Origin of the sequence: Streptomyces sp. NPDC048392 (genome assembly GCF_043200575.1) — a bacterium.
In the GTDB taxonomy this organism is placed as follows: domain Bacteria; phylum Actinomycetota; class Actinomycetes; order Streptomycetales; family Streptomycetaceae; genus Streptomyces.
On sequence record NZ_JBICYB010000002.1, the window covers coordinates 259741 to 279408 of the forward strand.

A 19668-nucleotide genomic window follows, 5' to 3' on the forward strand; every position below is an offset into this window, starting at 1 on the left:
CGGGGAGAACGGGGGCAAGGGGTTGGTACGGACCTATGGAGGAAAGTTCAAGTACCGTCTCCCGGCGGGGCTCAGGTCCGCTCCGGCTCCGCCGCCCCGTCCAGGTTCTCGGCGAGCAGCTCCCGCGTCCGGCGCAGCAGCGCCTCCCGCACGGAGTCCGGCGCCAGTACGCGCAGCGGCGTGCCGAGCCCCAGCAGATACCCGGCCAGCCCCTCCGCGTTCGGCCCGCCCACCTCGACGACGGTGGCATCCGGTCCGTCGGCCCGGTGCAGCCCGACCGTGGCGGGAATCAGCCGCAGGGCCTGCTCCATGGGCACCGGCAGGCGGACGGTGGCCAGCAGCGCGTACGGTCCGGTCGCGCTCGCGCGGGACACGAGGAGCGCCGGATCGGGCGGCGGATCGGTGAACTCGACGGCCCGCCCGGTCGGCCGCAGCCGCTCGACGCGGTCGGCCCGGAAGGTCCGCCACTCGCCCCGCTCGACGTCCCGCGCCACGAAGTACCAACGGCGCCCCGTGTGTACGAGCCGGTACGGATCCACGTCCCGCACACTGGCCCGCCCCTCCCAGTCCCGGTACGCCATCCGCGCCCGCTCGCCCCGCCGGCACCCGGTCGCCAGCTCCAGCAGCATCCCCGCCGCGACCTGCGGCTCCCCGGCCCTCGGCGTCTGCACGAACGCGGCGTCCATGTCCCCGAGCCGCTCTCCGACCCGCCGGGGCAGCACCTGCCGCAGCTTCAGCAACGCCGACAGCGCGGCCTGGTCCCCGCCGAGTGCCCCGCTCAGCGCGGCCTCCCGCAGCCCTACGGCCACGGCGAGGGCCTCCTCGTCGTCCAGGATCAACGGCGGCGTGCGCGTGCCCGGCCGCAGCCGGTACCCGTCCCAGGGCCCCGGATCGGAGTCGACGGCGTACCCCAGCTCGCGCAGCCGGGCGACGTCCCGCCGCACCGTCCGCTCCGTGACCTCCATCCGCTCGGCCAGCTCACCGCAGGTCCAGGCGGGACGGACGGCGAGCAGGGAGACCAGACGCAGCAGCCGGGCGGATGTACTGAGCACGATCGGGAGTCTGCCACGCACCCGGCCCACGACCAGGACCGGACCTGTCCTGGTCACGTCCTACGGTCTCCCCATGACGACACCGGAGAACACCCCAGCACCCGTCTTCCGCTACTCGGCCGTCACCTTCGACTGCGCCGACCCCGCGGAGACGGCCCGCTTCTACGGCGAGGCACTCGGCCTCCCCGTCGCCTTCAGCACCGACGACTTCTACCTCCTCGGCGGCAAGGACGGCGCGGCCGGCCTCGGCTTCTGCCGCCTGCCCGACTACCGCCCGCCCACCTGGCCGGGCACCACCCAGGAGAAGCAGGCCCACATCGACATCGGCGTCGACGACCTCGACGCGGGGGAGGCCCGCCTGATCGCCCTGGGCGCCACGAAGCCCGACTTCCAGCCGTCACCGGACCGCTGGCGCGTGCTGCTGGACCCGGCGGGGCATCCGTTCTGCGTGTCTACGGTGGCGTGAGCCGCGGGCTCACGAGTCCAGGCAGACGAGCTGGATGATGTACACGCGTTCGCTGCGCACGATGATTTGGTACGTGAACATGCCACTGGGCACGATGACATCTCCTCCCCCGGGATCGTGTCCTTCGTGGCCCCGACCGTGCAGGTACAAGGCTTCTGCGGCCCTGACCACCTCTGCGACTCCGTGTTACACCTCAGCGACGAAGGAGGGCGGAGCATCGCGGGACGCCTCCTCGGCAGCGAAGGCGTACTCCCAGGCCCAGCTCAAGTGCGTACCGTCTGCATGGCCTCGTCCAGGACGGCGCTGAGCTCTCGCAAAGCCTTTTGGGCGAATGCCTCGTCCTTCGTGCGCTGCATCTCGGGCAGGCGCCCGGGGGCCACGACGGCGAGCGCGGAACGCAGGGCCTCGGGCGTCTGCTCCGGCCGGGGAACCAGCTCACGTCCATGGTCGGCCTGTGTGCTCATGAAGTCCTCCCGGGAGTGCACTGGCCAGGTTAGTCGCCCGGGGCCGCTGGGGTATCGGGGCGCGAACATCGACATAGGTTTCTCCTGTTCAAGTGGCATGCGGGAGTTGGGGGCCCGAAAATCCAGCTGAGCCGGTGATGTTCACCCGCCCGAGTGACGACGTGCCTCGGGCGGGAGGGGTGGGGCTTGGTGGGGTTCTTCTCCCCGAGTTCTTGCTATTGGTAAGGCACCGACGGCACCGAAACCTCAGAACGTGGGTTGCGGTGGCGCAAAGCTCAGTTCCGCCCAGACGGTCTTGCGCGGGAAGCGGCCCTCGACTACTCCCCAGCGGTCCGCCAGCGCCTCGATGAGCAGCAGGCCGCGACCGGATTCGGCGTCGGGGGCGGGCGTTCGGGGGCGGGGAAGCTCCTGGCCGCGGGTGTCGGTGACTTCGATGCGGAGGGTTTCGCCGACCACGTAGAGGGTGAGCTGGAAGTCGCGGCCGGGTACGCGTCCGTGGTCTGCCGCGTTGTTGGCCAGCTCTGCGACGAGGTGACGTGCGGGGTCCTGGGGCAGGCCCCAGGAGCGGAGCTGCTCGGTCGCGAGCAGACGGGCCAGACGGGCGCCGCGCGGCGTGGGAGAGAGCTGCACGCTGAAGTTGCGGACGGACGTCGTGAGTTCGGCGGAATTCTGGTTCACGTCACTCAGCGTGGCGGGATGTGCGTACCGTGAGAAGTGACCCAGCGGGTACACACGGTCACTGTCCGGTGGTTGTCCGGTGCTGTCGGTGCTGTCGGGGCGGTGTGTGCGGGTAGGGCGCTGGGAGCGATACGGCGAGTACGACGAAGGGGCGCGGGATGACGGTCGAGGCGGAGGCGGGTCGGCTCAGGGGCGAGGAGGACGAGCCGGGGTGGGAGGTCGATCCGGACGACGAGTGGGGCGTCGCGGTCATCACCACGGTGGGGCGGCAGTTGAAGCTCCGGCGCGAGGCGGCGGGGATGCGGGCCGGTGACTTCGGAGTGGCGGTCGGGTACGGGGAGGACCTCGTCTACAAGGTCGAGGGCGGCAAGCGGATTCCGCGGCAGGAGTACCTGGACAGGGCGGACGAGGTGCTGGACGCGGGCGGGCTGCTCTCGGCGGCCTGGGAGGACGTGAAGAAGGTCCGGTACCCGAAGAAGGTGCGGCAGCTGGGGAAGCTGGAGGGGCAGGCGGTCGAGATCGGCCTGTACGAGTGCCACATCGTCCCCGGGCTGTTGCAGACGCGGGAGCACGCACGTGCTGTGATCGCGGCAGCACAGCCGCCGTACTCGCCGGACGACGTGGAACGCATGGTGGCAGCTCGTCTGGCCCGGCAGTCGGTCTTCGAGCGCTCACCTGTTCCGGCGCTCAGCTTCGTCATGGAAGAGGGGGTACTCCGTCGTCCCATCGGGGGCACAATGGTCTGGCGACAGCAGCTTGAACGCCTGCTGGAGGTGGGGCGATTGCACAACGTCGTGCTTCAGGTGATGCCGATGGACAGCGACACGCATTCCGGCCTGGACGGCCGAATCGAGCTGTTGAAGTTCCCGGACGGTACGGCGGTGGGTCGCTCCGACGGCGCGTTCACCGGGCGTCCTACCGCCGAACTCAAACACCTGCGCATCCTTGAGCTGCGGTATGGCACCATCCGGGCTCAGGCGCTCTCGCCGCGGGAGTCGCTGGCCTTCATCGAGCAACTGCTGGGAGAAACATGATCCGCAAGACCACTGCCGGAGACGCCTCCGAGCTGGCGTGGTTCAAGAGCAGCTACAGCGGCGGAAACGACGGCAACTCCTGCGTTGAGCTTGCCGTAACCCCCAGCACTGTCCACGTCCGCGACTCCAAGAGCACAGAAGGCCCCTGCATCACCTTCACCCCGGACACGTGGGCGGCCTTCGTCCCGTACGTGCCCGAGGCCTGATCGCGCGACCTGGTCCGCTCCGCCTACTCCAGCAGCAGGCGGACCAGCTCGTCCAGCTCCTCGGCGTCCGGGGAGGTCGCGATGACGGAGCGGACCACCTGACGCAGCTTGACGAAGTTTTTGGTCTCGTCGAGTTCCAGAGCCGCGATGCGTGCCGCTTCAGCGGCACCGAGTGCAGCGAGCCGTTGGTGGCCGGGATTCGCCGGGGCGAAGTCCGGGATGGGGAGCTGCCATACAGCCTTGTCGATATGCCGCTCATCCTTGCCGTAGGACATGAGAGGACGGACGATCTCTGTCAGCGCGGGAGCGTTGAGAACGGCACAGAGATACATGCCCTCATCACGAGTCGTCACCGTGCCCCAGTACAGGGTGTGGTCGATGACGGCGGTTGGATCGCTCACGAGAGCGGCCGACACGTGCATTCCGGCCTTGCCGTATACCACCCGCAACGGCGTCCCCGGAAGCTGCATGGAGAGCTTCCGCCGGAACTCAAGCTGGTCGAGCAGCGTCAACCGCTCACTGCTCCTATGCTCCAGCCACAACTCCTCGGCGTTGCGCCACCACTTCGCCAGGTCCGGATACCGGTCGATGTGGTCGTGTCCGCCGTCCATCAGCGTGTTGCTGCCCTCGACGGGCAGGACCGCCTTACGCGGAGGGACGAGCCGGTACGGCAGCACACTCTCTCCGAGCAGGACCGGACGGACGAACTGCTTCTCGACCACGCCCTCCTGGTCGGGCAGGTCCCTCCAGGGCTTCTTCTCCGCGCTGCTGCGAGCCGACCGCACCCGGACCCGTCCGCTTCCGAGGCCCAGCGGCCCGGCTTCCTGCTGCTCCACGAAGAACAGGACGCGCGGCACGACGGTCGCGCCCTGCCAGAACCGTGAACGATACGGCGACGAGATCAGATCCTCGCCCACGTACTTCAGCTCGGCCGGTTCGCGCGTGACCCACCCCTGGACATGGGCCCAGTCGTGAGCCGCGGTCGAGATCTTCCCGGTCCACCGCTCCGTGGCCTTGGGCAGAGGCACCGGGTCGTTGCCCTGAGCCGCCGCGCCCACCCCCGCCGCCTTCCGGCGACCGAAGACCACCGCGCTGCCGCGGGGGAAGAAGTGCGGGCGCAGGCGGCGCAGGTCCCAGGAGCCGGTGAACTCGACGCGTACGGGCTCGTTGGGGTCCGGGTAGTCGCCCGCGCGGAAGCCGGACCAGTACGGCCGGTCGAGGACCGGGTTGGGTACCACGAACGCGAAGACGCCGTCGTCCGCGAGGTACTGCTGCACCGCCCTGGCGATGAAGAGTCCGGACAGATCCTGGTGGGTCGCGACCTCGTCGCCCCGCCACAGCTCGCGTGACTGGCACATCTCCTTGAACCGCTTCTGCATGTCCTTCGGCATGTGCCGGTAGGACAGCCAGGGCGGGTTGCCGATCAGCACGTCCACGCGGTTGTCCGCCATGGAGAGCCACATGGGCCGGGCGAGGTTGCGCACGTAGTACGACCAGATGTGGTTGCGTTCCTCGTCGACCAGCTCGCACAGGATCCGGAACGCCGCGGTGATCTCGTCCTGATCGTCCGGATCGTGGAGGGCGAGGACGTTGAACATACTGGTCAGGGACGGCCTGGTCCCCTTCTTGCGGCTGGGCGCGGCGGCCCGGTCGGCAAGCTCGTTGACGAGCCGGTCGAAAGCTCCGGCGTCCTCAAGAAGGTGTTCGGAGAACCGGAGCTCGTTCTGGTAGTTGAGCAGCCCGCCGGTCTCCGTACGGATCACCAGGTAGCCGTGGTCGATGAGGTCGGTCCGCTGCTGCCACTGGACACTGTCGCCGAGGTAGACGGGCACCCTTATCGAGCCGCGTTCGTCGGAGGTCAGACGCTCGCGGCCGATGGCCAGCAGGTAGGTGACGCGGGCCAGCGCGACGGCGACCGGGTGGAGGTCGATGCCGGCGACGTGGTCGCTCACCCCGTCGAGAGCCTCCGCCATGGGACGGCCTGCGGCCTCGGCGGCCGCCAGATAACGGCGTACCGCGTGGAACAGGAACGTACCGGAGCCGCAGGACGGGTCCAGGGCACGCTGGTCCAGCGGGTCGGTCAGGACGTCGGAGACCATCTTCTCGGCGAGCCAGTCGGGCGTGTAGTACTCGCCCTGCTTCTTGCGTGTCTCGGGCGCGATCACCGACTCGTAGAGCACCTTGAGCACGTCGTGTTCGACGCTCGCCCAGTCGTAACGGGACAGGCGGCGGGCGGTGGTGCGGACGAACTCCTCGCCGCCCTCGACCTCGATCACCCAGCCGAAGAAGTCGGACTCGACGACACCGTGGATCCCCGCCTGCTCGAACAGCTGGCCCAGGATGAGCGTGGCCGGGGGAATCTGACGGACGTCGTAGCCGAGCACCGAGTGTGCGATGATCCCCGCGGTGTTGACCAGGAGGGTGTGCTCGATGAACAACTCGTCGCTGTCGTCGAACTGGGCGCCCAGCGCACTGCGCAGCAGACGGGCCCACAGCTCCCGCTTGAGCTGAACCGTGGGCAGGTCCTTGTGCTCCCTGTAGAGCGCGGACAGGGTGGTGTAGTCGATGCCGTGGGAGACGCTGCCCGCGCCCAGCCGGCCCCTGATCACGTCGGGGGTCGGCTTGATGCCCTCGGCGGTGGCGAGGACGCCTTCGAGCCAGACCAGCAGCTCCAGCGGCGTGGTGCGCGGCTTGGCCTCGAAGTGGCCCGCCTGGACGAACGCCGAGCCGGAGAGCGCGTACGCCCGCCAGTCGGCGCCGTCGGTGAGGATGCCGACGTAACGCTGGCCGACCTGCTCGGCGCGGGTGCGGACGTACCCTTCGAGCTGCTTCTCGGCGTCCTTGAGGATCTTCGTGCTGCGCAGGTCCCGCTTGCACTCTATGGCGGTGAAACCGATCTCCACGTCGATGCGGCGGCCGTCGCCGACCTGCGTCTCCAGGTCGACGCTCAGGTCGTTCTCGTCGAGGTTGAGGCCGCCTTCGAGCAGCAACTGCCGGACATCCGCCTGGAGGGTCGCCTCCGAACGCATGGGCTTGCGGTCGACGAGCCGTGCCACCAGCTTCTCCAGGCTGGTCTGCGGCGCTGTGGTCATCCACTCCCCCTTGACGAGACCGCGAGCGCGGGACGGCGACGCGCGGTGGTAGCGAGAAACTGCGGCCATTGTGCCGCAGGGCACCGACAACGCCGTCACGCCGGGCGTCCTGGTGACGCGGGGCAGACGCAGGCGGACGCAGGTGCCGGGGGCCCGGTCATGTGCGCCGGGGCTCGCCTCGGAGTCGCGCGGGAGACGTCGGACCGGTGGCGACCCCGAGGGGCGGCGCCAGGGCCCGGCGGTGGCGTCGGAGCACCGCGGACTCGCCCAGCAGGAGTGCGCGGGGCCGGTAGGCGGGGCCGCCCAGCGAGCGCTCCAGCGCGGGGAGGTAGTTCCAGCGCACGGCGGGGTGGGCGGAGTGCGCGAAGTGGTAGAGGTCGCCGTAGGGCAGCCAGGTGCCGCGTGCCAGCAGGGCGAGCACGGTGTTGTGCGGGTACAGCCGGAGGCAGCGGCCGGCCTCGACGGCGGCCGGCGGCCCGGTGACCGGTTCCGGGTCGAACCAGCGGTGCTCGACGAGCAGGGACATCCAGGCAAGCTGCGGATACAGCAGCAACCGGGGCAACGCGAAGACGAACACGGCGGCTTCCCAGCCGAAGACGGTGGCCGCCGCGAGCGCGGCCACCACCGGACCGGCCGCCCGCAGCCGCCCGGCTCCCGCCACGGCACAAACAGGCCGCGCACGGTGTCGTACAGACCGGCCGGTGTCAGCGGACGGACCATGCCGAGCACACACCGCGTCGTCGTGGCCCCCGCACGCAACCCCGCGCGATCCAGCTCGGCGAGGTTGGGGTCGGCTCCGGCGACCGTGGCGTTCGGATGGTGCTCGCGTACGTGCCGACGGCGGCGCACGGCGACGGGGACGAAACCGAGCGGGATGTGCACGGTCACCTCGGCGAGCAGCGTGTTCAGCCGACCGCCGCGTGCCAGCACGCCGTGTACGGCGAAGTGGCTGACCTCCTGGAGATGGCGGAACTTCACCGCCCCCGCGAGCGCGGCGACCGCACAGCACCAGGGGCCCCCGTGCACGGCCAGGGCGGACCATCCGGCGAGCTCAATCCAGTGGCCCAGCAGCAGAAGTACCGGCGTGACGTCGTTCAGCCGCTCACGCTGAAGCCTCATGACCGACCGGAGCGAGTCGGGCGTGCGTCGTCCCCGTGCCGGACCGAACCACCACCGGTCCGCCTGCCGCAGCGCGATTCCCGCGGCGATGACCGCCAGGCCCGTCGACAGTGCCCCCAACGCCGTCCCTCCCCGTAGTCCCGACCAGGCCGCAGCCGCTGCCGGGACCGGGGCGGACGTCAGACCTCGGTGGGGTGGATACCGGCCTCGTGCAACACCTTCAGGTTTTCCCGGCTGAGTTCCGCGAACGCGCTGATTTCCGCCATGTGCGCGGAACTCGCGTACTCCACCGGACCGTCACCGAGCAGCACGGCCGGGTCGAGTTCCGCCTCGTACACGAGGGTCGCGTTGCCTTCCAGCACGGGCTGCCACACGTCACCGACGGACTGGAGGAAGCTGCGGGCGACACCTCCGGGGTTGCGGACGGTCACCGGCCGCTCCGGGTCCACCCGGCCGAGGCGGGACAGGGTGGCGCGGGAGGCCGCGATGCCCGAACCGCACGACGGTGTCAGCCCGGCCCCGCGTTCGAAGGTGTGTACGAACACCTCGTCGTCCGACAACGGACGCACGAAGGAGAGGTTGGCGCCGATCGGGAAGACGTCCGGCGAACCGGCGACGCGCTGCCCGGTCTCGATCAGTTCCGCCTCGTCGTAGGCGTCGACCACGGTGATCAGGTGGGAGTTCGGCACGGCGACCGCCGTCACGTGGCGCGACGGGTGGAAGGCGGGCAGCAGCCGGTCCACGTACTCCCCGTGCGGTCCCGCCTCGGCCACGATCGGCACGCCCGGCGCGAAATCGACGGCCGGCAGCTCCACCGAGACCTCCCGTACGCCATGGGACGTGCGGCCCCGGTCGCGCACGGTGAACGTGTACGGCCCCTGCTCCACGACGACCGAGTCCGCCTGGTGCCGGTCCAGCAGTATCCTGCCCGCGCACCGCATACCGTTTCCGCACAGCAGTGCCTCGGACCCGTCCGGGTTGTAGAACCAGGCGCGCGCCGTACCGTCACCGTGATCGGCCACGAAGTACGCGCCGTCACTGCCCAGCCCCCGCTTTCGGTCGCACAGCAGCCTGACGGCCCGGGTGAGCTCGTCCGCCGTGGCGAAGTGATCGAGGGGGGCGCCGTCGACGACGAAGATGTCGTTCCGGGAGCCGTGGGCCTTGGTGAGCGAGAGAGTGGGCATCAGGTACTTTCCGTCGCGCCGGCGGTCCGCCAGCGCCTCGATGAGCAGCAGGCCACGGCCGGATTCGGCGTCGGGGGCGGGCGTTCGGGGGCGGGGGAGCTCCTGGCCGCGGGTGTCGGTGACTTCGATGCGGAGGGTTTCGCCGACCACGTAGAGGGTGAGCCGGAAGTCGCGGCCGGGTACGCGTCCGTGGTCCGCCGCGTTGTTGGCCAGCTCGGCGACGAGGTGACGTGCGGGGTCCTGGGGCAGGCCCCAGGAGCGGAGCTGCTCGGTTGCGAGCAGACGGGCCAGACGGGCGCCGCGCGGCGTGGGGGAGAGCTGCACGCTGAAGTTGCGGACGGACGTCGTGAGTTCGGCGGAATTCTGGTTCACGTCACTCAGCGTGGCGGGATGTGCGTACCGTGAGAAGTGACCCAGCGGGTACACACGGTCACTGTCCGGTGGTTGTCCGGTGCTGTCGGTGCTGTCGGGGCGGTGTGTGCGGGTAGGGCGCTGGGAGCGATACGGCGAGTACGACGAAGGGGCGCGGGATGACGGTCGAGGCGGAGGCGGGTCGGCTCAGGGGCGAGGAGGACGAGCCGGGGTGGGAGGTCGATCCGGACGACGAGTGGGGCGTCGCGGTCATCACCACGGTGGGGCGGCAGTTGAAGCTCCGGCGCGAGGCGGCGGGGATGCGGGCCGGCGACTTCGGAGTGGCGGTCGGGTACGGGGAGGACCTCGTCTACAAGGTCGAGGGCGGCAAGCGGATTCCGCGGCAGGAGTACCTGGACAGGGCGGACGAGGTGTTGGAGGCCGGTGGGCTCATCTCGGCGGCCTGGGAGGACGTGAAGAAGGTCCGGTACCCGAAGAAGGTGCGGCAGCTGGGGAAGCTGGAGGGGCAGGCGGTCGAGATCGGCCTGTACGAGTGCAACATCATCCCGGGGCTGTTGCAGACGTCAGAGCACGTGCGGATCTTGATCGGCGCAGCACAACCGCCGTACTCACCGGATGACGTGGAACGTATGGCGGCCGCTCGGCTGGCCCGGCAGTCGGTGTTCGAACGCGACCCCGCTCCGTCCATCCACTTCGTGGTGGAAGAGGCCCCACTGCGCCGACAGATTGGGGGCACAATGGTGTGGCAGCAGCAGCTCGAACGCCTGTTGGAGGTGGGGCGATTGAACTGCGTCACACTTCAGGTCATGCCGACGAACACAGAAGCTCACCCAGGCTTGGATGGCAGGATCGAGTTGCTGAAGTTCCCGGACGGTACGGCTGTGGGGCGCGCCGACGGCTTGTTCAACGGACGGCCCATCTGTGACCCGAGGCAACTTCGCATTCTGGAGTTGCAGTACGGAACCATCCGGGCTCAGGCTCTCCCACCTCGGGAGTCGCTGGCATTCATCGAGAAACTGCTGGGAGAGACATGATGCGCAAGGCCTCCGCCGGGGATGCCTCCGAACTGGCGTGGTACAAGAGCAGCTACAGCGGCGGTACCAACGGCGAGTCCTGTGTTGAGCTGGCCCTCACCCCCGGCACCGTCCACGTCCGGGACTCGAAGCACACCGACGGCCCCCGCCTGGCGCTCACCCCTTCCGCTTGGGCGACCTTCCTGCCGTACGCGTCGGAGAGGTGACGGCGGCCGGTTCCACGACCTCCTGCGTCCCCACCACCGCCAGCAGCTCCAGCAGCCCCGCGCTGTCCGTCCCCACGGCCGGGGTGAACCAGAGCAGCCGCTGACGGCCGTCCTCGCTGATGAGGTTGAGGCAGTTGACCTCGATCACGCCGAGCACGGGATGGTTGAGGCGTTTGCGGTCCTCCCGCCGGAAGGCCACGTCGTGTTGGGCCCACAGCGCGGCGAACTCGGGGGAGACCTCCAGCAGCGTACGGATCATCGAGCCGACTTCCGCGTCCTTCGAGTCCCTGCGTGCGGCGGCGGCCCGCAGATCCGCGACGAAGGAGCGGGACCTGCCCGCGTGATCGGCCTCCGGATACAGGCGCCGGGCGTCGGGTTCGGTGAACCACCGGTGGACGAAGCTGGCCCGGTACCCCCGGTAGCCGGACTGGTCCCCGAGCAGCGCCACCGCCAGCGGATTCTGTACGAGGGTGACGTGCAGGTCGGTGATCACCTGCGCCGGGGTCGACGTCATCCGGCCGAGCAGGTCCAGCATGCCGGGGTGCACGTGCGAGGCCGCCCCGCCCTGCACGGGCACCGGCCGGTCGGCGAGCCGGTAGAGGTAGTCCCGCTCGTCGCCGGACAGCCGCAGCGCCCTGGCCAGCGCGGCGATCATCTGCTCGGACGGCTGGGACCCGGCGCCGCGCTCCAGCTCGTTGTAGTAGTCCACCGACGCCCCGGCGAGCTGGGCGACCTCCTCGCGGCGCAGCCCCGGCACCCGGCGGCGCGGTCCGGCCGGGAGCCCGACGTCGGCGGGGCGGACGCGCTCGCGCCGCGAACGCAGGAACGTCCCCAGCTCGGCGTACTTCACAGCGCTCATGCCGTCCATTCTGCGCCCGGCGGGGACGGTGACCCAGGGGATGGCATCCCCTGGCTGCGCCGGCCGACCGGGCGCATCGTGGAGACATGACCACGCACACACACCACATGGACCAGCGGACTCCCGCACCGGCGGCCGGACCCCGGGTCGCCATCGTCACCGGCGGGTCCCGCGGCATCGGCCGGGCGGTCTCGCAGCGGCTCGCCGGGGACGGCCTGGCCGTCGTCGTGAACTACGCCCGCGACGCCTCGGCCGCCGACGAGACGGTGGCGGCGATCACCGAGGCCGGCGGGCGGGCCGTCGCCGTACGGGCGGACGTGGCGGAGGAGGAGGAGATCGCCGCGCTGTTCGACCGGGCGGAGGAGGAGTTCGGCGGCGTCGACGTGGTCGTCAACGCCGCCGGGCGGATGACCCTGGCGCCGATCGCCGACCTGGACCTGGCGGCGCTCGACGCCATGCACCGCACCAACATCCGCGGCACCTTCGTCGTCGCCCGGCAGGCGGCTCGGCGACTGCGCGCGGGGGGCTCGTTCGTGGGGTTCTCGACGTCCGTCGTCGGCGCGCAGTTCCCCACGTACGGCGCGTACGCGGCGAGCAAGGGCGCGGTGGAGGCGATGACGCTGATCCTGGCGCGGGAGCTGCGCGGCCGGGACATCACCGTGAACACGGTCGCGCCCGGGCCGACGGCGACGGACCTGTTCCTCGACGGCAAGACCCCCGAGCAGATCGAGCGGCTCGCGAAGACCCCGCCCCTGGAGCGGCTGGGCACCCCGGACGACATCGCCGCCGTGGTCGCCTTCCTCGGCAGCCCCGCCGGGCACTGGGTGAACGGCCAGATCCTGCGCGCCAACGGAGGTCTGGTCTGATGCCCTTCGCCCACTTCAAGGTCCCCTCCGGCACCCTCTCCGCCGAGGACAAGAGGAAGATCGTCGAGCGCACCACCGACCTGTACGCGGAGATCTACGGAGAACGGGCCCGCCCCACGACCGTCGTCCTCGTCGACGAGGTCCCCGACGGCGGCTGGGGGGTCGCGGGGAACGTCCTCACGGCGGCGATGCTCAACGGCGACGCGTAGCCTGCGCCGGGAGGCTTTCGTCTCATCCATTGATCGGGTGCTGGCCACGCCGTTTACCCGCGCGTAACACTTGGGTGTCCCGCGCGCGGCAACGGCGCCGAGCGCTCCCCACCGGTCGGTGCAAGCGACCGGTGCCCGCCGTGCGAGAAAGGGCCCACGTGACGACGCGAAGCGAGACCAGGACCGCGCTCGACCACCTGCTCACCGAGATCGAGCACCGCAATCCGGCCCAGCCCGAGTTCCACCAGGCGGCCCGCGAGGTCCTGGAAACGCTCGCACCGGTCCTCGCGGCCCGCCCCGAGTACGCCGAGCCGGGCCTCGTCGAGCGGTTGGTCGAGCCGGAGCGGCAGGTCCTCTTCCGGGTGCCGTGGCAGGACGACCGGGGCCGCGTCCACGTCAACCGGGGCTTCCGCGTCGAGTTCAACAGCGCGCTGGGCCCGTACAAGGGCGGCCTGCGCTTCCACCCCTCCGTCAACCTGGGCGTCATCAAGTTCCTGGGCTTCGAACAGATCTTCAAGAACGCGCTGACCGGCCTCGGCATCGGCGGCGGCAAGGGCGGCAGCGACTTCGACCCGCACGGGCGCAGCGACGCGGAGGTCATGCGGTTCTGCCAGTCCTTCATGACGGAGCTGTACCGGCACATCGGCGAGCACACGGACGTCCCGGCCGGGGACATCGGCGTCGGCGGCCGGGAGATCGGCTACCTCTTCGGCCAGTACCGCCGGATCACCAACCGCTGGGAGGCCGGCGTCCTCACCGGCAAGGGCGCGGGCTGGGGCGGCTCGCTGATCCGCCCGGAGGCGACGGGCTACGGCAACGTGCTCTTCGCGGCGGCGATGCTGCGCGAGCGCGGCGAGGACCTGGAGGGCCAGACCGCGGTCGTCTCGGGCTCCGGCAACGTGGCGATCTACACCATCGAGAAGCTGACCGCGCTCGGCGCGAACGCCGTCACCTGCTCGGACTCCTCCGGCTACGTCGTCGACGAGAAGGGCATCGACCTCGGCCTGCTGAAGCAGATCAAGGAGGTCGAGCGCGGCCGCGTCGACACGTACGCCGAGCGCCGCGGCTCCTCGGCCCGCTTCGTGCCCGGCGGCCGCGTCTGGGAGGTCCCGGCCGACCTCGCCCTCCCGTCGGCCACGCAGAACGAGCTGGACGAGAGCGACGCCGCCTCCCTGGTCCGCAACGGTGTGAAGGCGGTCTCCGAGGGCGCCAACATGCCGACGACCCCCGAGGCCGTGCACCTGCTCCAGCGGGCGGGCGTCGCCTTCGGCCCCGGCAAGGCGGCCAACGCCGGCGGCGTCGCGGTCAGCGCCCTGGAGATGGCGCAGAACCACGCCCGTACGTCGTGGACTTCGGCGCGGGTCGAGGAGGAGCTGACCCACATCATGAACGGCATCCACACCACCTGCCACGAAACCGCCGAGCGCTACGACGCCCCCGGCGACTACGTCACCGGCGCGAACATCGCCGGCTTCGAGCGGGTGGCCGACGCGATGCTGGCCCAGGGCGTCATCTAATCCCTGCGAAATGGGCGCCCCTATATCTGTATGCGCGGGATGAGGGTTCCACGGAACGGGCGGGCAGTTTCCTTGCCGCAGCGAACAGAGCGGAATTGCTCAACCCGCACGGGCCGCCGCGACGTGCTACTGTCGTGATCAGTTGCAGTTGTGGTTCCCGAATTCAGGTCTTTTCCGATCGGGGTGATCATCGCGGCGACGCGGCGTCCGTACAGTTCGGGCGCCGACGCACTGCCCCCCCCCGAAGGAGAACAAGACATGACTACTGGCACCGTGAAGTGGTTCAACGCGGAAAAGGGATTCGGCTTCATCGAGCAGGACGGTGGCGGCGCGGACGTGTTCGCCCACTACTCGAACATCGCCGCCCAGGGCTTCCGCGAGCTGCTCGAAGGCCAGAAGGTGAACTTCGACATCGCGCAGGGCCAGAAGGGCCCGACGGCCGAGAACATCGTCCTCGCCTGACGCCTGCGCGCCTCCGGGCACGCACTTCGTAGCTGGGGCCCGCATCCCTCGGGGTGCGGGCCCCAGCTGCATGTATTTCCGCAGGGATTTCCCCCTGCGTCACGACCGCGAGGAATCCGCGGATTCACGAATGCGGATTTCCGTTCCATTCGGCCTGTTCTTGCGATTCTCCATGCGCCTGCGCTACGGGAATTCCTTGATAAGTGCCGCACCGCGTCAAGGAAGGCACCCATGAGTCCCACAGGCACGATGAACCGCACCCGCACCAACAGCCGTTTCCCCCGCGCCCGGAACAACGGCGGCGCCCCGGGCAGGAACGGCAACCGGTACGGTTCCGCGCCCCAGGGCGAGTTCGCCCCGCCGGAGACGGTCACCCCGGCGCTGCCCGCCGCGGCGAGGTTCGCCGATCTCGCCATGCCGGCGGAGCTGCTGGCCGCGCTCGGCACGCAGGGCGTGACCGTACCGTTCCCCATCCAGGCCGCGACCCTGCCGAACTCCCTGGCCGGCCGCGACGTACTCGGCCGGGGCCGCACCGGTTCCGGCAAGACCCTCGCCTTCGGGCTGGCCCTGCTGGCCCGCACGGCCGGACGGCGTGCCGAGCCCCGGCAGCCGCTGGGGCTGGTCCTCGTCCCGACGCGCGAACTGGCGCAGCAGGTCACCGAGGCGCTCACGCCGTACGCCAGGTCGGTGAGGCTGCGACTGGCCACGGTGGTGGGTGGGATGCCGATCGGCAGGCAGGCCGGCGCGCTGCGCGGTGGCGTCGAGATCGTCGTCGCCACCCCCGGACGCCTCAAGGACCTCGTCGAGCGCGGCGACTGCCGACTGGACCGGGTCTCCGTCACCGTCCTCGACGAGGCCGACCAGATGACCGACATGGGCTTCATGCCCCAGGTCACCGAGCTGCTCGACCAGGTGCGCCCCGACGGCCAGCGCATGCTGTTCTCGGCCACTCTCGACCGCAACGTCGATCTGCTCGTACGCCGCTACCTGAGCGACCCCGTCGTGCACTCCGTCGACCCGTCGGCCGGGGCGGTCTCCACGATGGAGCACCACGTGCTCCAGGTCCACGGCGCCGACAAGCACGCGGCCACCACCGAGATCGCCGCACGCGAGGGCCGGGTGCTCATGTTCCTGGACACCAAGCACGCCGTCGACCGCCTCACCGAGCACCTGCTGAACAGCGGGGTTCGGGCCGCCGCCCTGCACGGCGGCAAGTCGCAGCCGCAGCGCACCCGTACGCTGACGCAGTTCAAGAGCGGGCACGTCACCGTACTGGTGGCGACCAACGTCGCGGCGCGCGGAATCCACGTCGACAGCCTCGACCTCGTCGTCAACGTCGACCCGCCGAGCGACCACAAGGACTACCTCCACCGCGGCGGCCGCACCGCCCGGGCCGGGGAGTCCGGCAGCGTCGTCACCCTGGTCACCCCGAACCAGCGCCGCGCCATGACCCGCCTCATGGCGACGGCCGGCATCGTCCCGCAGACCACCCGGGTCCGCGCGGGCGCGGAGGACCTGCACCGCATCACCGGCGCCCAGGCGCCTTCCGGCATCCCGGTCGTCATCACCGCACCCGCCGCCGAACGCCGCGAGCGCGGCGCCACCTCGCGCGGCCGGCGCCGCCCGGCCACGGCGGCCCGGCGCGCGCCCGCCCGGCGGCCCGTCGCCGGCGCGGCCGCCTAGGCCCTGTCGTCGAACTCCCGTCTGCCCGGCGAGGTCATGCACGCGCTCTCGCCGTACCGGGCCCTGACCCGGGTGCATCCCGTACGAGACCCGGGACCCGGCACGCCGAGAGCACGCACCCGACGCCGCGGGGCCGTCTTCCGGGCGACGACGCGACTTTGACGACAGGACCTGGAACCGTCCCGATCGGAAAGTCGGCCCATCTCTGCAGGAGGCACTCCTTGACGCTGCTCCAGACGCATCCCCGTCCGACGAACACCAGCCCCGTGCACAGGACGGCCGCCGACGCCATGGAGGCGGCGGGACCGCAGGTGTGGGACGACATGACCGTCGAGGTGGCGCTGTCGGTCATGGCCGCCGCGCGCACGGGCCACCTCGTCGTCTGCGACCAGGACGGCCAGTACACCGACCTGGTCACCCGGGCCCGGCTGGCCGCCGTGCGGAACGGCCCGGCGTACACGGACCGGGTGCGCCTGCGCGACATCGCCGACGCCGACGGGCCCTTCGCCTCGCCGCTGACCACGGTGGCGGAAGCCGAGCACGCGATGCGCGACCGGCGGCTCGGGGCCCTGCCCGTGGTCGACGAACACGGCAACGCCCTGGGTGTCCTCGCCCTGTCCCGCTGAGCGGCCCCGCGGGCGCCCTGGTCAGTGGTCGGAGTAGCTGAAGTCGCCCACGGTCCAGGCGCTCACGTCCTCGATCGCCACGCGGTACATCCCGCCCGTCTCCGGGATCCCCATGGTGCCCTGGAGGATCCGGGCGACATGGAAGTGCAGATGCGTGGGTGGTCCGTTCTTCTCCGGCGGGGTGTCGAAGACGGCGGAGAAGTCGCCCAGGTCGGCGGAGTCCGTCAGCACCTCGGACACCCTGCGCCGCCACACGGCTTCAGGAGCCAGGCGACCGGTGATGACGGCACCGTCGGTCACCACGGTCAGGGGCATCCGACTGCTCTGCCCGGACTCCACGAGGGCAGCGATGTCAATGATCAGCTCGTCAGGCTTCGGCATGAGAACGGATTTTATCCACCCGTCCGCCCGGGCGGACGGGTCGGTGGCACTACCGGGCAGGATGGTCACTCCCCGTCCTGCCGCCGGAGACCCCGGCAGTGCCGCTGCGCAGCTCCTCGTTGATGCGCTGGGCCTCTTCGAGCTGGTCCTCCAGGATGATGATGCGGCAGGCCGCCTCGATGGAGGTTCCCTGGTCAACCATCTCGCGGGCGCGAGCGGCGATACGCAGCTGGTAGCGGGAGTAGCGACGATGGCCGCCCTCCGAGCGCAGGGGCGTGATCAGCCGGGCCTCACCGAGGGCCCGCAGGAACGCGGGTGTGGTGCCCAGCATCTCGGCCGCCCGCCCCATGGTGTACGCGGGGTAGTCGTCGTCGTCGATTCGGTCGAGCGGTGTGTCTGCGGTCATCTGCACCTCTGCTTGCGGAATGCGTCGAGGGGCCTTGGTGCCGTACGGCACCAAGGCCCCGAGGGATTTGTAACACCATCTGCCGGCCTACTGCACTGCCGGCGTTCTGTTTCCGCGCCGGCCCCCGACGGGGGGCGGGCAGTTGAGGGATCGCGAATGCGTGACCGTGGGACCACCTTCCGTTCCGGGGCCTGCGGTACCCGGTGAGAACCCTCTCGCCCGGGCGATCCTGATGGCGTCCTCCTCCTTCTCTGTCGTACCTGTCGGTGTTGCGGATCTTGCGTGCTCTTCTGCATGCGGGCAGTTCGTCTCTGCCACGCCTCACTGACTTCTTGGCTACAGGAAAAGACTAACCACAACGACAGCCGCATGTCTACATCGGCAACAACAGATTTCACTCCGAACGGGTGAACGGTTTTCTGTACCGAGGGCGTTCGGGCCGCACCCGGCCGTCCCACCGGTGGGACGATGTCGGCACAACTGATCGAGTGACGAACGGGGAGGCCTGGTACGTCATGGCCCGTTGCACCGAGGCACTGACCGTCGAGCGGGGCGGGTTCCGGATCAGGGTGCCGGAGACGTGGTGGGAGTTCGACGTACGCCCGGAGTCGCGTGACGACTCGATCCGCCGCACGGTCGACGACCGGATCGCCGGTACCCGGAGCTGGAGCCGTCCGGGGCCGCCTACGTCACCTTCCTGCGGAAGGCGGCGTCCGACGCGTGGAAGTCGGGCGCGCTGTACTGCGGTTGCACGGCGGAGAGCTTCGGCGGAGACACCCCGGTCACGGGCTCGGTGACGGTCTCCCTGGTCGGCGGCCGCACCTCCTCCGGCGATCCCCTGCCCACCGGCCCGGCCGCCATCGCCGGCCGGCTCGCCGTCGAGGAGGCGAAGAAGCCCGGCGACTCCTGGCGCAAGGTGACGACGGTCGACATCCCCGGCGTGGGCCCCGCGGCCCGCACCCGGGGCGTGGAGGACATCCCGGTCCCCGGCGACGCCCTCGACCGCACGGTCCGCGCGGTCCTGATGCAGACCTACATCCCGGTCCCCGGCCGGGAGGGCAAGGTCGCCCTGGTCGCGGGCAGCAGCCAGGTCCTCGGCCTCGCCGACTCCATTCCTCGACATCTTCGACGCGATCACGTCGACGTTCCGGTTCACCGGTTGACGGGCGACGCGGCGTCTCCCGTCCGCCGGTCACACCTGCCCCGGCGGACGGCTCACCGTTCCGGACGCCCGGCGTACACCGAGGCGAGGGAAGAAGAGCGTGACTCGTGACGCCGCCGCCCTGGTCCCGAGAGGCTGAGCAGAGGGGCGGGAGACTCTGAGGTGCTGCCCAGAGCGCTGTCCCACGTGTGCCGACCGGTGACGTGGGGTACAGTCATCCGCTTCGATTGGCCAGCCCCGCGCCCCGTATGGCAGACTAGCGGGGTTGCTCGGTCGAGTGCCGATGCTGCGCGCCTCCCGCCGGGGGGACCGGAAGCGAGTCCCACAGTACTCGTCGCCCCTGATCAGGGGCGGACGTACGGGAATCTTCCGGGAAGTGTCAGCGGGGTGCAGGCCAGGCACCCGGTGGGCCTCTCGCCCCCGGTCCGCGGTTCCGGAAGGGCCCGCACTCCCCATGCAGGGAAGTCCCGAAGAGGGACATCCGTGCCAGCGAGAGTGCGACACGCCCGACCGCGTGGGTCGGAGGGGGAGCGGAATGGACAGGGACCACCGGGTCCAGAGCGTTACGAGAGACAGGACTACTGAGTAGC

General features: G+C 70.4%; 20 protein-coding genes and 2 pseudogenes. 12 read left to right on the forward strand and 10 right to left on the reverse strand.

Features of this window, described 5'->3' with window-relative positions; all coding sequences use genetic code 11:
• Window positions 1–71: 71 nt before the first annotated feature.
• A complete protein-coding gene (locus ACGFYH_RS05065) occupies window positions 72–1052 on the reverse strand; it encodes a helix-turn-helix transcriptional regulator (protein ID WP_393801744.1) in 981 nt (326 codons plus the stop codon).
• A 73-nt stretch (window positions 1053–1125) separates the two neighbouring features.
• Here ACGFYH_RS05065 and ACGFYH_RS05070 point away from each other — a divergent pair, with 73 nt between their 5' ends.
• Window positions 1126–1518 carry a VOC family protein gene (locus ACGFYH_RS05070; protein ID WP_393801745.1) on the forward strand — a complete coding sequence of 131 codons (393 nt, stop codon included), beginning with the start codon at window positions 1126–1128 and terminating at the stop codon, window positions 1516–1518.
• 263 nt (window positions 1519–1781) lie between these two features.
• Here the strand turns inward: ACGFYH_RS05070 and ACGFYH_RS05075 are convergent, their stop codons facing one another.
• A complete protein-coding gene (locus ACGFYH_RS05075; RefSeq protein WP_393801746.1) occupies window positions 1782–1982 on the reverse strand; it encodes a hypothetical protein in 201 nt (66 codons plus the stop codon).
• A 246-nt stretch (window positions 1983–2228) separates the two neighbouring features.
• Window positions 2229–2660, reverse strand: coding sequence for an ATP-binding protein (locus ACGFYH_RS05080; protein WP_393801747.1), 432 nt, complete (start codon window positions 2658–2660; stop codon window positions 2229–2231).
• A gap of 158 nt (window positions 2661–2818) precedes the next feature.
• Between ACGFYH_RS05080 and ACGFYH_RS05085 the strand changes: the two genes are divergently transcribed.
• Window positions 2819–3694, forward strand: coding sequence for a helix-turn-helix domain-containing protein (locus ACGFYH_RS05085; RefSeq protein WP_393801748.1), 876 nt, complete (start codon window positions 2819–2821; stop codon window positions 3692–3694).
• On the forward strand, window positions 3691–3900 hold the full coding sequence (locus ACGFYH_RS05090) for a DUF397 domain-containing protein (protein WP_393801749.1): 210 nt from the start codon (window positions 3691–3693) through the stop codon (window positions 3898–3900). The genes ACGFYH_RS05085 and ACGFYH_RS05090 overlap by 4 nt, the downstream gene beginning before the upstream one ends.
• A gap of 23 nt (window positions 3901–3923) precedes the next feature.
• On the opposite strand, the gene ACGFYH_RS05095 is transcribed toward ACGFYH_RS05090, so the two are convergent.
• The 4 genes and pseudogenes from ACGFYH_RS05095 to ACGFYH_RS05110 all read right to left on the reverse strand — a co-directional run.
• Window positions 3924–6992 (reverse strand): N-6 DNA methylase, encoded by a 3069-nt coding sequence (locus ACGFYH_RS05095; protein WP_393801750.1) that lies wholly within the window; start codon window positions 6990–6992, stop codon window positions 3924–3926.
• 157 nt (window positions 6993–7149) lie between these two features.
• Window positions 7150–7653 carry a hypothetical protein gene (locus ACGFYH_RS05100; RefSeq protein WP_393801751.1) on the reverse strand — a complete coding sequence of 168 codons (504 nt, stop codon included), beginning with the start codon at window positions 7651–7653 and terminating at the stop codon, window positions 7150–7152.
• A gap of 637 nt (window positions 7654–8290) precedes the next feature.
• Window positions 8291–9295: a diaminopimelate epimerase gene (gene dapF, locus ACGFYH_RS05105; protein WP_393801947.1), complete on the reverse strand. Its 1005-nt coding sequence runs from the start codon at window positions 9293–9295 to the stop codon at window positions 8291–8293.
• A gap of 21 nt (window positions 9296–9316) precedes the next feature.
• Window positions 9317–9667: pseudogene (locus ACGFYH_RS05110) on the reverse strand (ATP-binding protein); the annotation flags it as partial.
• A gap of 158 nt (window positions 9668–9825) precedes the next feature.
• On the opposite strand from ACGFYH_RS05110, the gene ACGFYH_RS05115 reads away from it, so the two are divergent.
• Together ACGFYH_RS05115 and ACGFYH_RS05120 are read left to right on the forward strand one after the other, a co-directional pair.
• Window positions 9826–10701, forward strand: coding sequence for a helix-turn-helix domain-containing protein (locus tag ACGFYH_RS05115; RefSeq protein WP_393801752.1), 876 nt, complete (start codon window positions 9826–9828; stop codon window positions 10699–10701).
• A complete protein-coding gene (locus ACGFYH_RS05120; RefSeq protein ID WP_393801753.1) occupies window positions 10698–10907 on the forward strand; it encodes a DUF397 domain-containing protein in 210 nt (69 codons plus the stop codon). Before ACGFYH_RS05115 ends, ACGFYH_RS05120 begins: the two co-directional genes overlap by 4 nt.
• Here the strand turns inward: ACGFYH_RS05120 and ACGFYH_RS05125 are convergent.
• The gene (locus tag ACGFYH_RS05125) at window positions 10858–11775 is read right to left on the reverse strand and encodes a helix-turn-helix transcriptional regulator (protein ID WP_393801754.1); all 918 of its coding nucleotides are present in this window, start codon (window positions 11773–11775) and stop codon (window positions 10858–10860) included. The two genes, ACGFYH_RS05120 and ACGFYH_RS05125, sit on opposite strands and share 50 nt — an antisense overlap.
• A gap of 77 nt (window positions 11776–11852) precedes the next feature.
• Here ACGFYH_RS05125 and ACGFYH_RS05130 point away from each other — a divergent pair, with 77 nt between their 5' ends.
• The 6 genes from ACGFYH_RS05130 (at window position 11853) to ACGFYH_RS05155 (ending at window position 17129) form a co-directional block, all read left to right on the forward strand.
• Entirely contained in the window at window positions 11853–12632 is a 780-nt protein-coding gene (locus ACGFYH_RS05130) for an SDR family oxidoreductase (RefSeq protein WP_393801755.1), read from the forward strand.
• A complete protein-coding gene (locus tag ACGFYH_RS05135) occupies window positions 12632–12841 on the forward strand; it encodes a 4-oxalocrotonate tautomerase family protein (protein ID WP_393801756.1) in 210 nt (69 codons plus the stop codon). Before ACGFYH_RS05130 ends, ACGFYH_RS05135 begins: the two co-directional genes overlap by 1 nt.
• 158 nt (window positions 12842–12999) lie before the next feature.
• Complete coding sequence (gene gdhA / locus ACGFYH_RS05140) at window positions 13000–14358, forward strand: NADP-specific glutamate dehydrogenase (protein ID WP_393801757.1); 1359 nt, start codon at window positions 13000–13002, stop codon at window positions 14356–14358.
• Between the two features lie 258 nt (window positions 14359–14616).
• Entirely contained in the window at window positions 14617–14820 is a 204-nt protein-coding gene (locus tag ACGFYH_RS05145) for a cold-shock protein (RefSeq protein WP_393801758.1), read from the forward strand.
• Between the two features lie 249 nt (window positions 14821–15069).
• Window positions 15070–16503, forward strand: a complete 1434-nt coding sequence (locus ACGFYH_RS05150; RefSeq protein ID WP_393801948.1) for a DEAD/DEAH box helicase — start codon at window positions 15070–15072, stop codon at window positions 16501–16503.
• Window positions 16504–16724: 221 nt separating this feature from the next.
• Entirely contained in the window at window positions 16725–17129 is a 405-nt protein-coding gene (locus tag ACGFYH_RS05155) for a CBS domain-containing protein (protein WP_393801759.1), read from the forward strand.
• A gap of 21 nt (window positions 17130–17150) precedes the next feature.
• On the opposite strand, the gene ACGFYH_RS05160 is transcribed toward ACGFYH_RS05155, so the two are convergent.
• Window positions 17151–17510 (reverse strand): hypothetical protein, encoded by a 360-nt coding sequence (locus ACGFYH_RS05160; RefSeq protein ID WP_393801760.1) that lies wholly within the window; start codon window positions 17508–17510, stop codon window positions 17151–17153.
• Window positions 17511–17559: 49 nt separating this feature from the next.
• Complete coding sequence (locus tag ACGFYH_RS05165) at window positions 17560–17916, reverse strand: MerR family transcriptional regulator (RefSeq protein WP_393801761.1); 357 nt, start codon at window positions 17914–17916, stop codon at window positions 17560–17562.
• Window positions 17917–18431: 515 nt separating this feature from the next.
• Between ACGFYH_RS05165 and ACGFYH_RS05170 the strand changes: the two are divergent.
• Window positions 18432–19079 (forward strand): annotated as a pseudogene (locus ACGFYH_RS05170) (hypothetical protein).
• Window positions 19080–19668: the final 589 nt, after the last annotated feature.

Excerpts from the sequence above, each read along its gene's own strand:
- ACGFYH_RS05070 (WP_393801745.1), top strand. The coding sequence starts at position 1,126 with ATGACGACACCGGAGAACACCCCAGCACCCGTCTTCCGCTACTCGGCC.
- ACGFYH_RS05075 (WP_393801746.1), bottom strand. The coding sequence starts at position 1,982 with ATGAGCACACAGGCCGACCATGGACGTGAGCTGGTTCCCCGGCCGGAG.
- ACGFYH_RS05085 (WP_393801748.1), top strand. The coding sequence starts at position 2,819 with ATGACGGTCGAGGCGGAGGCGGGTCGGCTCAGGGGCGAGGAGGACGAG.
- ACGFYH_RS05090 (WP_393801749.1), top strand. The coding sequence starts at position 3,691 with ATGATCCGCAAGACCACTGCCGGAGACGCCTCCGAGCTGGCGTGGTTC.
- ACGFYH_RS05095 (WP_393801750.1), bottom strand. The coding sequence starts at position 6,992 with ATGACCACAGCGCCGCAGACCAGCCTGGAGAAGCTGGTGGCACGGCTC.
- dapF (WP_393801947.1), bottom strand. The coding sequence starts at position 9,295 with ATGCCCACTCTCTCGCTCACCAAGGCCCACGGCTCCCGGAACGACATC.
- ACGFYH_RS05115 (WP_393801752.1), top strand. The coding sequence starts at position 9,826 with ATGACGGTCGAGGCGGAGGCGGGTCGGCTCAGGGGCGAGGAGGACGAG.
- ACGFYH_RS05120 (WP_393801753.1), top strand. The coding sequence starts at position 10,698 with ATGATGCGCAAGGCCTCCGCCGGGGATGCCTCCGAACTGGCGTGGTAC.
- ACGFYH_RS05125 (WP_393801754.1), bottom strand. The coding sequence starts at position 11,775 with ATGGACGGCATGAGCGCTGTGAAGTACGCCGAGCTGGGGACGTTCCTG.
- ACGFYH_RS05130 (WP_393801755.1), top strand. The coding sequence starts at position 11,853 with ATGACCACGCACACACACCACATGGACCAGCGGACTCCCGCACCGGCG.
- ACGFYH_RS05135 (WP_393801756.1), top strand. The coding sequence starts at position 12,632 with ATGCCCTTCGCCCACTTCAAGGTCCCCTCCGGCACCCTCTCCGCCGAG.
- ACGFYH_RS05145 (WP_393801758.1), top strand. The coding sequence starts at position 14,617 with ATGACTACTGGCACCGTGAAGTGGTTCAACGCGGAAAAGGGATTCGGC.
- ACGFYH_RS05150 (WP_393801948.1), top strand. The coding sequence starts at position 15,070 with ATGAACCGCACCCGCACCAACAGCCGTTTCCCCCGCGCCCGGAACAAC.
- ACGFYH_RS05160 (WP_393801760.1), bottom strand. The coding sequence starts at position 17,510 with ATGCCGAAGCCTGACGAGCTGATCATTGACATCGCTGCCCTCGTGGAG.
- ACGFYH_RS05165 (WP_393801761.1), bottom strand. The coding sequence starts at position 17,916 with ATGACCGCAGACACACCGCTCGACCGAATCGACGACGACGACTACCCC.